General features: G+C 51.6%; 6 protein-coding genes. 2 read left to right on the forward strand and 4 right to left on the reverse strand.

From position 1 onward, the window contains the following. Positions 1 to 18: 18 nt before the first annotated feature. Positions 19 to 4,209, forward strand: coding sequence for a DNA-directed RNA polymerase subunit beta' (gene rpoC, locus QET40_RS11285; RefSeq protein WP_280127275.1), 4,191 nt, complete (start codon positions 19 to 21; stop codon positions 4,207 to 4,209). A gap of 99 nt (positions 4,210 to 4,308) precedes the next feature. Here rpoC and QET40_RS11290 read toward each other — a convergent pair whose 3' ends face one another. The 4 genes from QET40_RS11290 to QET40_RS11305 all read right to left on the reverse strand — a co-directional run bounded on the left by QET40_RS11290 (position 4,309) and on the right by QET40_RS11305 (position 10,195). Further along, positions 4,309 to 5,124: an alpha/beta fold hydrolase gene (locus tag QET40_RS11290; protein ID WP_280127276.1), complete on the reverse strand. Its 816-nt coding sequence runs from the start codon at positions 5,122 to 5,124 to the stop codon at positions 4,309 to 4,311. 207 nt (positions 5,125 to 5,331) lie between these two features. Beyond that, positions 5,332 to 7,740 (reverse strand): glycoside hydrolase family 88 protein, encoded by a 2,409-nt coding sequence (locus tag QET40_RS11295; protein ID WP_280127277.1) that lies wholly within the window; start codon positions 7,738 to 7,740, stop codon positions 5,332 to 5,334. 25 nt (positions 7,741 to 7,765) lie between these two features. Further along, the gene (locus QET40_RS11300) at positions 7,766 to 8,890 is read right to left on the reverse strand and encodes a hypothetical protein (RefSeq protein ID WP_280127278.1); all 1,125 of its coding nucleotides are present in this window, start codon (positions 8,888 to 8,890) and stop codon (positions 7,766 to 7,768) included. 129 nt (positions 8,891 to 9,019) lie between these two features. Continuing rightward, on the reverse strand, positions 9,020 to 10,195 hold the full coding sequence (locus QET40_RS11305) for an FN3 domain-containing metallophosphoesterase family protein (RefSeq protein WP_280127279.1): 1,176 nt from the start codon (positions 10,193 to 10,195) through the stop codon (positions 9,020 to 9,022). 164 nt (positions 10,196 to 10,359) lie between these two features. Here QET40_RS11305 and QET40_RS11310 point away from each other — a divergent pair, with 164 nt between their 5' ends. Continuing rightward, positions 10,360 to 12,630 (forward strand): GH92 family glycosyl hydrolase, encoded by a 2,271-nt coding sequence (locus QET40_RS11310; protein WP_280127280.1) that lies wholly within the window; start codon positions 10,360 to 10,362, stop codon positions 12,628 to 12,630. The last annotated feature ends 8 nt before the right edge of the window (positions 12,631 to 12,638 follow it).

The raw sequence follows: 12,638 nt of genomic DNA on the forward strand, positions 1-12,638 counted from the left end.
CTCCAAGCTTAATCAGATATGTCTGAAGCCCCTTCCATCCGGGAACTCCATGGATATAACGACAAGCCCAAGTCGTTCGATCAAGTATCCATCACCGTTGCCAATCCCGACGCCATCCGCGCCTGGTCCTTCGGTGAGGTTACCAATCCAGAGACAATCAATTACCGTACGTTCAAGCCAGAAAAAGGCGGCTTGTTCTGCGAACGCATTTTCGGACCGACGCGCGATATGGAATGCGCCTGCGGCAAGTACAAGAGAGTCAAGCACAAGGGTGTCGTCTGCGACCGTTGCGGCGTAGAAGTTACCAACTCCCGAGTCCGCCGTGAACGCATGGGACACATTGAATTGGCCGTCCCCGTCTCCCACATTTGGTTCTACAAGTGCATGCCCAGCCGCATCGGCCTGATGCTGGACATGACGGCACGCCATCTGGAACGCGTCATCTACTACGAAGATTACATCGTCATCGATCCTCTGGACACGCCCCTGGAAAAGGGACAGATCCTCACTGAGGATGAATTCCGCAGTTATGAAGACGAATACGGTGACGACGCATTCAAGGCAGGAATGGGAGCCGACGCCATCCAGGAAATGCTTAAAAACATTGATCTGGAAGCTCTTATCGCCCAACTGCAGGAGGAAATGGAAAACACCAATTCCAAGCAGAACAAGCGTAAAATCGCCAAGCGTCTGAAACTCGCCCAGGGATTCCTCCAGTCCAATACCCGCCCGGAATGGATGATCATGAATGTCCTGCCGGTTATTCCTCCCGACCTCCGTCCTCTCGTTCCCCTCGAAGGCGGACGCTTCGCTACCTCCGACCTCAACGATCTGTACCGCCGCGTCATCAATCGCAACAACCGATTGAAGACCCTGCTTCAGCTCAAGACGCCGGAAGTCATCATTCGCAACGAAAAGCGCATGCTTCAGGAAGCCGTTGACGCCCTGTTCGACAATGGTCGCCATGGTCGGGCCGTAACCGGAGCTGGTAATCGTCCCCTCAAGTCCCTGTCCGACATGCTTAAGGGCAAAGGAGGCCGCTTCCGTCAGAACCTCCTCGGCAAACGCGTCGACTACTCGGGACGATCCGTCATCGTGATTGGACCGGAACTGAAGATGAGCCAATGCGGTCTTCCCAAGAAGATGGCCCTCGTCCTCTTCGAACCCTTCATCATCCACCGCCTCAAGGAACTCGGATACGTCCATACCGTACGCTCCGCCAAGAAACTCATCGACCGCAAGACGCCTGAAGTATGGGACATCCTTGAAGAGGTCACCAAGGGACATCCGGTCATGCTGAACCGCGCCCCGACCCTTCACCGCCTGTCCATTCAGGCATTTGAACCGGTTCTGATCGAAGGTTCTGCAATCCGCTTGCATCCGCTTGTTTGCAATGCCTACAATGCTGACTTCGACGGAGACCAGATGGCCGTGCACGTTCCTCTTTCCGTGGAAGCCCAGCTCGAAGCAAGGCAGCTCATGTTGTCCACCAACAACATTTTCTCCCCGGCCTCCGGCAAGCCCATCACCACGCCTACGCAGGACATTATTCTCGGCGCCTACTTCCTCACGCACACCCGTGCCGTGGAAATCAAGAACCAACAAGATAATCCCCACCTTCTTCCCCTCTTCGAGTCTATCGGAGAAGTGGAATACGCCATTGCCGCCCGCAAGATCGGCTACCACAACTGGATTCGTCTCCGCAACCCCGACTACGGTAAAAAGCCCGAAGAAGTCGTCTACGGAGACGTCACCAAAAAGGTGCTTATCACTACGGCCGGACGTGTCCGTTTTAATGAAATCTGGCCAGAGGAAATCGGTTACATCAACCGTAACGTCGGCAAGAAGCAAATGGGGGATATCATTTGGCGCTGCTACCAGACGGTAGGCAAGGAACGTACCGTTCAAACCCTTGACGCTCTCAAAAACCTCGGTTTCAAGGAAGCTACGCGTTCCGGGTGCTCCATCGGTATTGTCGACATGGTCGTTCCCTCCCAGAAGAAGGAAGAAATCGACAAGGCCTACAAAGCCGTCGAAAAAGTCACCAAGCAGTACAAGAACGGTATCATCACCGATGGCGAACGCTATCAGAAGATCGTCGACATCTGGACTCAGACCACCGACATCATCCAGAAAGCCCTCTACTCCAAACTGGAACACAACGAAGGTTCCGCCATGGCCAGCCCGCTCTATATGATGGTTGACTCCGGCGCCCGCGGTAACAAGGCCCAGGTCAAGCAGCTCTCCGGCATGCGCGGTCTTATGGCCAAGCCCAGTGGTGAAATTATCGAACGCCCGATTACGTCCAACTTCCGAGAAGGCCTCTCCGTGCTGGAATACTTCATTTCCACCCACGGCGCCCGCAAGGGGTTGGCTGACACCGCTTTGAAGACGGCAGACTCCGGGTACATGACCCGCAAGCTCGTCGATGTAGCCCAGGATGTCATCGTCTTCGCCGACGATTGCCACACATCCAACGGGATCACCGTTCATGCCATCTATGACGGTGAAGACGAAGTAGCCTCCCTCGCCAGCCGCATTTACGGACGCGTTTCCTGTGAACGTATCGTGGATCCGGTCTCCGGCGAAGTCATTGTGGACGTCAACCAGCTCATTGATGAAAAGCAGGCCGACAAGCTTGAAAAAATCGGTGTGGAACAGCTCAAGATCCGTTCTGTCCTCACCTGCGACCTCAAGCGCGGCTGCTGTGCCAAATGCTATGGTCTCAACCTCGCTACCGGCCTCGAAGTAAAAATCGGCGAAGCCGTCGGCATCATTGCCGCCCAGTCCATCGGTGAACCCGGTACGCAGCTCACCATGCGTACGTTCCACGTCGGCGGTACGGCGACCACAGCATTCAAACAGCCTATCATTAAGGTCAAGAATCCCGGTAAAGTCGTCTACCCCGAAGACCTCACCGTCGTCGAAGACGCCAATGGCAACCACGTTGTCCTCAACAAACAGGGCTCCGTATCCATCGTCAACGACAAGGGACGCGAAATTGATTCCTACCAGATCATCCTCGGTACCGTTCTCTATGTGCCAAACGGCGGTACAATCAACAAGGACGATACCCTCGCCACTTGGGATCCGTACAACGTACCTGTCATTTCGCAATTCTCCGGTAAAGTAGAATTCAAGGACATCATTGTCGGCATCACCGTTTCCAAGGAAAAGGACAATCAGACCGGCACCTCTTCCATGGTCGTCATTGAGCACAAACAGGAACTCCATCCGCAGGTCGTTATCAAGGATTCCAAGACCCACGAAATCCTGGCTTCCTACGCCATTCCCTCTGGAGCCAATATCTCCGTCAAGGAAGGTGAAAACATCACCGCAGGTACCATGCTGGCCAGAACGCCCCGCAAAGCGTCCAAGACGAAGGATATTACTGGTGGTCTTCCCCGCGTTGCCGAACTCTTTGAAGCTCGCAAGCCCAAAGATGCCTGCACGATCGCCCGTATCGACGGTACGGTCAAAATGGACGGAGTTCCCAACTCCCGCGGCAAGAAGAATATTATCGTCGTCGATCCCTCCACGGGAGAAGAAGTCGATCACCTCGTCCCGCTCAATAAGCATATCGTCGTCCACGAAGGCGACCACGTGCATCAAGGCGATCAACTGACGGAAGGCTCAGTCTCCCCGGATGAAATCCTCGACGTCTGCGGCAAGGAAAAACTTCAGGAACACCTCGTCAACGAAGTTCAGGAAGTCTATCGTCTCCAAGGGGTGGAAATTAACGACAAGCACGTCGAAATCATCATTCGGCAGATGCTGCGTAAAGTCGTCATCATCGAACCCGGCAACACCGAGTTCCTGTGGGGCGACCAGGTCGACAAAACCACCTTTGACCGCGTCAACGAAGAAACAGTCGCCAAAGGCGGTACTCCCGCCATTGCCCGACCGGTTCTCCTCGGTATCACGAAAGCATCCCTCGAAACGGAATCCTTTATCTCCGCCGCTTCCTTCCAAGATACGACACGCGTCCTGACGGAAGCCTCTACTCTCGGCAAGACCGATATGCTGGAAGGCTTCAAGGAAAACGTCATCATGGGGCACCTCATTCCCGCCGGCACGGGCTTTTCGACCTACCGTAACATTGAAGTACATCCCGCCGACGGAGTCGAAGAGATCATACCTACCCCCGAAACTCCGGACGACGGAGAAGGAGGAATCGAAGATTCCATCAACTTCGGTGAAGACCGCTAAGTCATCCCGAAGCCGATAGAATCCCCTTCCAAAACTTCAGAGGCTGTTCCGCATGTTCGGAACAGCCTCTTTTGCTTATCAATAATACGGTATCCGCACTCACAACGGAGCACAGGCATGTTCTTTCAAGGAACGTCGGGCTTCTGGTCTCGCCCAAATCGCTTCATGCCCTCCAGGGAATTCCTCATAGGAAACATCCGCAAATCTGTCTCGAAGCCTGCGGGCCTGTTCTACCGGAATCTGCCGGTCATGCGTCGCGGCCAGGATGACGACCGGCACCTTGATCCGGGGAGCATACAAGTCGGAACGGAATATTCCACCCACCAGCACGGACACCATCCAATCCGGGGCATACATCCGGGCACATGCTCCGAAACTGTCGAACGGCACACAGAGGATCAATCTTCCTACGGAGCGCCGGGCTGCTATGTGCGTTGCTACTCCGGTTCCCAACGAGTTACCTACCAGAACCACCTGTGACCAATTCCGGCCCGTCTCCTGCAAAATAGTTTCCACAACACGGATCATATCGTCCACTACTGTTTCCTCCGACGGCCATCCGGAACTTCTCCCGGAACCACGGTAATTCACTAGGAGCTTTGCCACAGGCCAGGAATCGACAGCACTTAGATAACTGGCAACATCACGCCCTCTTCCCGGGCAAAAAACGATCAAAGGCGCTCCAGGTTTCTCTTGAAACCATCCATCCAGTTGTTCTCCCCCCACCTCAAAACTCCGTTTGCTCTCCGACCATGCGGCATAACGCCGGGCATAAGTATTCGCATCCTTCATCGGTTGCGGATTGAATACTACAAGCCCCCTTCCCCACATCACCCATGCCACCCAGCAAGCCGCCAGCAAGACAAGCACAATCCCCCCCAGGATACACACTCTTTTTCCCGTACCCCGTAACATTCCTTTACTTGTTGAATTTCTCAAACATCGAATCATTACTTACGTTCCATTCTGCATTCTCCGTTGAAAGATGCAATTGAACTCTCAATTATTCTCATCCATGATTTTATCTTCAGGAAAACAGAACTTGAAACACAGCCAACAATATACGGAGCTTCGGAGTCATCCCTCCAAAGCCCCGTTGAATATCGATAATTTTAGAAACTGCTAATCCGATAGCTTGTACACCTCCGCGGCGCTCATCAGGAACGCGCCAGTGCCGTACACTTCAGTATTGCTTTTCTGCACCTGTTTCGGATCGGCTCCAACGGGTTGCACCCAGCAGAGTTTGCCTTCTGTATCGACAGAGTTCACCAGAGCCTTCCATCCCTTTTGGACAATGGGAAGAAAACGCTTCTTCGGTAACAATCCCGCATTGATACCGTAAGCCATGGCATAGGTCATAAAGCCTGTCGCACTAGTTTCCGGAGCGGGATAACTGGCTGGATCCAACAGGCTGGCGTGCCAGCATCCGTCTTCCTGCTGGAGTCCGGCAAGACGGTCACACATTTCCACGAAAAGCTTTTCATAGAAGGGTCTGTACCTCTTGTCATCGGCAGGCAGTGCCTTGAGTATCTCTGCCAAGCCCCCCATCACCCATCCATTGCCACGCCCCCAGAAAACCTTCTGCCCGTTGGCTTCCTTTTTATTGATGTACGAGGCATCGCGAAAGAACAGGCGTTCCTCAACATCGTAGAGTTTGTCATAGGTTGCCTTGTATTCACTGGAGGCAAACTCCATATACTTTTCATCCCCCGTCAAGGTATAAAGCCGGGCATAGACAGGAGGCGCCATAAACAGGGCATCGCACCACGACCAGCGTTCATACTGCCCGGAGGTGCCATGAATCATCTTGGCTGGATCCATGCAGCGATTGGCAATCACCCAGTCGGCCCGCGCCTGCGTCGGCATCTTCATCAGCTTCTTCCCATGCTTGGCATACATGTCCAGATATGCCTGACCGACACAAATATCGTCGGCATGATACATGTAAGGCCCCACCTGCCATATCATACGGTTAAAGAGCTTCTGGAGCCACTGATCATATTTTTTATCGCCGCTCAATTCCGCCCAGTCGAACATGCCTACATACAGGGCACCATTGAGCCAGCTCTGCGGAGACCGGGACGAGGGTTGATCCGGAAAGTACGAAATTTGCCAATCAGCCACTTTGCGTGCAATATTCAGCACATCCTGCTTCCGGAAGTCCGAAGCATATGACCGTGCCGGGGCATTCATGCGAATGGCTGTTTCAAAAGCACGAAATCCCGGATATTTATAGTTGTACATCCACAGAAGATTGGACTTACCCTGGGTTCCACTTACCACAAATGGTCGGACATTGTCCCTCCGGGACGATGCCGTCACTGGTTCCGATTTCCATGTTTTACCCTTATCGGATGTTTCCCAGCGCTCAATTTCGAAAATGTCCTTCACCGGGCGCGAAGCATAGACAACATCGGGATTATCATGGTCGAGGTACACCCCTCCGGAATAATTACATTCGTATTCCGACTGTTCTTTGGGGTAGACGTTTCTTTGGAACCACCGACCGGCCTTTGTGATCTTGTGATTGTTCCACTTCGAGCCATCCCAGCGAGCATACCAGTAGGAATGTTCCGTCAGGACATTGCTAAATCGGGCATATACAAGGACTGGATACTCGTTTTCATCGAAAGCCACATCCCAGATCCACGCTTTCTCCAACGTTTTGCCAGCATCATAGACCTTGTCGCATCGGGAAGGAGGCACCGCTCCGCCATCCGCCAACTTGCCAATGAGACGTCCATCAGCTCCCCAGAGGGAGCCATCCCGGTACATGGCGAAGTAGATGGAGTTTGTCGGTTCATTCCTTGGATGTCCATCTGTGAAAGCCAGAAAGATCTTATCCTTCCCGTTGTTGGTGGCCTTCAGATAGGGTCGTACGGAATTGTTCGTCTTTTCATCCTGAATCAAGGTCTGTGCCGGACTCCACGTCTTCAAATCGTCCGTATACACCATGTTCGGTTTGAAATTCGGTCCCCGGAACAAGAGGTAAATCCTGCCGTTTTCTCCAGTCAGCAAAGCCGGATTGGTATAGCAAACCCCCATCGGACCTTTAACATCGGGTCTGATACTTAGTTCTTCATCCCATTCCGATATATCGCCGGGCTTTTTAGTTACACGGTAATAGATCGGAGAATTCTTCGTCCCTCCATGAGCGGAATAAAATGCTGCCACACGCTTGTCAGGAAGAACCAGGAAAGAAGGATTGGCGTGGTCGTCATAATCCAGCTTGTCATGAAGCTTAAACGATTTCTTCTCCCCGGAGGTAGGATTCATAGAAAAAGCCCGGATACTGCCCTCCCTGTCTACCGCTCCGCCAATGATCACACTGTCCACATACACAGCGCGTGGATCGGAAAACCAGCACCAGGCACCGTCATCGGCTACAACCTCGCAGTCTTCCGCATAAGGAGGCATGGAAGGAGGTGATGCCAAAACGGTTCCAACTCCAGAGTACCACAAAAGAGATGCGCACGCTACCGTACGCAGGTGAGAAAGCCCTCCTGACAAAAGCTTCATTCTTTTCTTCATATCAGCAGAGGAGGAATGGTGATTATTACTTATCAAGTTTGATCACGGACAAGCCGATAGGGAGGTCATGCTTGGTATTCTTCATCCCGGGAAATGGCATGTCAAAGTTGACGATGATGAGCTCGTCCCCGATCACAAGAGGTTCACAAGGCTGGTCAAGTTTGCCTCCGGCACCGGTTGTATTGCCGTTTTCGCTGATGATCCGGAAGGTAGACTTATCCACATCATACATATGGATCGAATTTCGTTTCGAATTTGTCACGTAGATTTTGTTGGTATCCCGGTCACACACGATGCCATCACAGCAATTGATCGAAGGATCATCGACAATGATTTCCTGCTTAATAGGTTTGCCACTGGCGGAAAAAGTCGTCCGGGAAATCACACCGTCACCGAATCGTCCACTGTACATGCGCCCCTGATTATCGAACGTAACGCCATCGGCTCCGTCGGTTTCCGCTTGGGGATCTGCAGACGGTTTGGCATCATACTGGGCTACCAGATGAGGATCGGAAGCATTGGGAAGCAGCTTCACTTCGCCCTTCTTCATCTCATCGAGGGAAATGGCATAAACCCCGCTCTGATTCGGCTTGCCGGGAAGATCGAAATGGGTATCGCTGACATATGCCTTTCCATTATGCCAACGCACGGCATTGGCCAGTTTAAAGCCGGATGCCGCCACTTCACACCGTATGGGCTTCCCGTTTTCCACAACAATACGAAGAAGGCGAGATTTGTAGTTTTTGTCGTTAAAATACTGATTATCGGCAATGTACAGATTACCGTCGGGTCCAAATTCAATGCCCATGGGGTGTACCTTGCCCGTGTCCGGATGAGGAGTCAGTTTATCGAACCAAATACTTACATTCCTGTTTTTATCGATACGGAACAATTTGGATCCACCTACCTTCTCATAGTCGATGTAATTCGGGGCGGAAAGAATAATGCTTCCGTCAGCCGCCACAGACATGCCGTCGGGTACCGAACAAGTAGCGGGATCCAAATTGACAAACATCTGCGGTTTCAAAGAAAGCGGAGGGAGGACCTGGGTTGAAGCGACGGCATTCGTCGATTCCGGTAAACTGGAACAACCAGCAGAAACAAGAACAGCACCAAGCGCCGACACTAAGAGGAGATATTGGTTTTTCATAAAAAATTGTGTGATACGAGAAATACGACTATCTCTGACACAATCTTTCATCAATAAAAACACGGGCGGCTCCGTTCCTTGAGAACGTTAAGCCGCCCGAGCAGGCCATTCAAAAAGCCAAGGTATATTTTAACGTTTGGTCGGGAATTTTTTCTCAATCAACGTCTTGCCATCCGTATCAAAGGCGCGCATTTTAATGCCGCTCCTGTCAATATCCAGTCTGGCTCCGCTGTGGTTGCTACCGACCAGAAGAGGATAGTTCCTCTTTCCTCGTACCGGTTCATGGAAGTCATACCTATGCGTATGCCCGGCAATCATCAGATCAATCCCAGCCTTATTCAGCATATTGAGCATCTTGGAGCTGATGTCGTTCATTCCATGTTCCTTGTTATATTGCTCAATTTCAGAAATCGGGAAATGGGACATCACAATGCGATGGCGTGCCTTTTTGAAATCCGGACTTTGCAGAACACCCTTCAACCACTCGGCCTGTTCCGTCCTGTAATGATCAAAATCCGTCAATCCGGCATAAACAGGATGCGTATCGGGTTTATCCTCTCCACAATCCAGAAATATGACAAACGTATCTCCAATCGTTTGCGTTCCGTATATATTCCCGCTCTCTTGAGGAACATAGCCAGAATAGTCGCGAGCCAAAGCCCCTCTCGTTTCATGGTTGCCGCGGACAAGAATAAAGGGCTTTTCTTTGGCAAACATATTGACGCACAAATCAATGTAGCTCTTGTAAGGTTGTCCCGCAGACGTACAGTAGCTTGTAATATCCCCCACGAGGAACATGGCGTCGCAAGAACCATAGTCTCCAAGCTCCAGTAATTTTTTCAGTTTGCCGGGGTCATCGTGAATATCGCTGGCCGCAAACAGAGAACATTTGTCAATTCTCGGTGAAAAGGTTTTGAAATCATACCACGGAGACTGGATCTCCTTGCCATACACCACCTTGTAAGGTTGAAAAGTGGTAATCTCCTTAGAACAAAGCCGGTACTGGTAGGCTGTACCCGGTTCCAAATCGTGAACGCGAATGGCATTGAATGTATTGTTGGCTTCCTTCAACCCGTCTCGACGAGAATAATAAACTTTGGCATCACTGTCGGGAGCGCCTTGTTTCTTCACTTCAACCCAGGAAAATCCTTTCCCCGTTGTCGTAAACAGGAAGGAAACCCCCTTATTGCCGACTTCCTGCAAATAGGGACCGTGGTCAAATGAATATTCGTCCCCGGCCAAGGCCGGGTTTGCGTAAAAGCTCAAACTCAACAGAGCTGCAGCTACTAATAACTTGATTTTCATGGTATCGTACAATGGTAGATGAATAAATTCTGTACATGACCACTTACGTTCCTGTAAGGATAAAAATTTCCTTTATCCTGATTTTTTCTGAAAAATTCATTCCCATTCATCCGGAAATATCTTTTCCATGAAAGATTGCCTCTCCTCCGGGCGTAGGTGATTGTATGAGTTTTTCCTTTCTCACCTCTTGGAGGGCATTCATGCTCCTGGCTGTAACATTCCTGCCATGTTTGTCCGAATCAAAGGGAGAGGAGCTCCCCCGCCCGGCACCTTCCTCATTCGTCGATCCCCACATTGGAACGGGAGGGCACGGACACGTTTTTGTGGGAGCCAGCGTGCCTTTCGGACTCGTCCAGCTTGGTCCTACCAATGTTTCCCAAGGCTGGGACTGGTGTTCCGGATACCACATATCGGACGCAAGTATCATCGGCTTCAGCCACACGCATCTGAGCGGTACAGGATGCCACGATCTTGGAGATATCTCCCTCATGCCAGTCATCGGAGAAGTTCCCTTGTCCCGCGGTTCCAAGGATAATCTGCTTTCCGGAGTCGGATCATCCTTCGACCATTCCTCGGAACAAGTTCGACCCGGATACTATGCCGTCCATCTGGACCGATTCGGGATTGATGTGAAATTAACAGCCACACAGAGAACAGGTTTCCACAAATACACGTTTCCCAAGACTGAAGACGCACGAATCATCGTAGACCTGAAACATGGGGTCGGCAGTGGAAATCAAACCGAAGTCCAATTCCACCGGGAGAGCAATACCGTCATATCGGGATTCCGCCACACCAAAGGCTGGGCAAACAATCGGAAGCTCTTCTTCGTCATAGAATTTTCTCGTCCGATGAAACAATGGATGGAATCCGAAGGCTCACATCCGTCGACAAACTGTCCCGGCAAGCCTTTCGGACAGGCTGTCTTCGATACAAGGGACGAGAACCCCGTCTTCGTCAAAGTCGCTATCTCACTGGTGAGCGTGGAAAATGCCAAGGCCAACATGCAAGCCGAACTACCCGGTTGGGATTTCAACAAAACCGTGATCCAAGCCGATCAGGCCTGGAACCGCGAACTCTCCAAAATTTCCATTTCCACTCGTAACGACAAAGTACGCCGCATCTTCTACACCGCCTTGTACCATACCATGATCTACCCTGCCGTCTGTTCCGATGTCAACGGGGACTATCGCGGGGCGGACGGCAACATCCACAAAAGCTCTCATCTCCAGTACACGGGATTTTCTCTTTGGGATACCTACCGTGCAGCCCATCCCCTGATGACTCTCATCCAACCTGAAAAAGTACCCGACCTGATCAACTCCATGCTGGACATCTACCAAAAGCAGGGGAAATTGCCCGTCTGGCACCTGATGGCCTGTGAAACAGACTGCATGGTAGGCAATCCGGCCGTTTGCGTCGTCGCAGATGCCGTAATGAAAAATTTTGAGGGGATATCAGCCGAAAAGGCATTCACAGCCATGAAGGAATCCTCCCTTTTAGACGAACGCGGACTCAAGTACCTCAAGGAATACGGCTATATTCCCTATGACAAGGAAGGAGAAGGTCTTTCCAAATGCATGGAATACGCCGTCGCCGACTGGAGTCTTGCCCAGGTTGCGGACAAACTCGGAAAAACCCAGGATCACGATTACTTCCTGAAACGGAGTAAATCCTATAAGCATTACTTCGACCCGAAAACGGAATTCGTCCGGGGATTATCCTCGGAAGGAGTGTTCGGAAAAAACTTCGACCCGTTTGTCTCCGTCCACCGGAACAATGATTATACCGAAGGCAATGCATGGCAATACACCTGGCTGGTACCGCACGACATAAAAGGACTTGTCGAATTGTTCGGGAATACGGAAAAGTTCCTGGCCAAACTAGACGGGCTATTTACGGCACAGGGAGATCTAGGCAAAGACGCCTCCCCCGACATCTCCGGAATGATCGGGCAGTATGCGCATGGCAACGAGCCCAGCCACCACGTCGCCTACATGTACACTTGCGTCGACAAACCATGGAAAACAGCGGATAAAGTCCGGGAAATACTTTCCACCATGTATGACGACACGCCGGAGGGACTCTGCGGCAATGAAGACATGGGACAAATGTCCGCCTGGTACATCCTTTCCGCCCTCGGATTTTACCAAGTAGAGCCGGCAGGAGGCAAATTCGTATTCGGCAGTCCGATTGTCGATGGAGCGGAACTCCAGGTCGGGAACGGGAAAACATTCCGTATCATCGTCCGCGACAATAGCCCCGAACGTAAATATATCGGAAAAATTCTCTTGAACGGAAGACCGCATTCACTGAAGTTTATCGACTTCAAGGACATTGCAGCCGGAGGAACACTGGAAATCCAGATGACCGGGGATTCCTCCCTCTGCTGGCTGCCGTCCTGCAATGAGTCCTCCATGGCTTCCAATCCCTGACATTCCGC

Source organism: Akkermansia sp. N21169, from assembly GCF_029854675.1.
Lineage (GTDB): Bacteria > Verrucomicrobiota > Verrucomicrobiia > Verrucomicrobiales > Akkermansiaceae > Akkermansia.

What these genes read in the sequence shown, in the direction of transcription:
- QET40_RS11295 (WP_280127277.1), bottom strand. Translation starts at nt 7,740, where the DNA reads ATGAAGAAAAGAATGAAGCTTTTGTCAGGAGGGCTTTCTCACCTGCGT.
- QET40_RS11290 (WP_280127276.1), bottom strand. Translation starts at nt 5,124, where the DNA reads ATGTTACGGGGTACGGGAAAAAGAGTGTGTATCCTGGGGGGGATTGTG.
- QET40_RS11300 (WP_280127278.1), bottom strand. Translation starts at nt 8,890, where the DNA reads ATGAAAAACCAATATCTCCTCTTAGTGTCGGCGCTTGGTGCTGTTCTT.
- QET40_RS11310 (WP_280127280.1), top strand. Translation starts at nt 10,360, where the DNA reads ATGAGTTTTTCCTTTCTCACCTCTTGGAGGGCATTCATGCTCCTGGCT.
- rpoC (WP_280127275.1), top strand. Translation starts at nt 19, where the DNA reads ATGTCTGAAGCCCCTTCCATCCGGGAACTCCATGGATATAACGACAAG.
- QET40_RS11305 (WP_280127279.1), bottom strand. Translation starts at nt 10,195, where the DNA reads ATGAAAATCAAGTTATTAGTAGCTGCAGCTCTGTTGAGTTTGAGCTTT.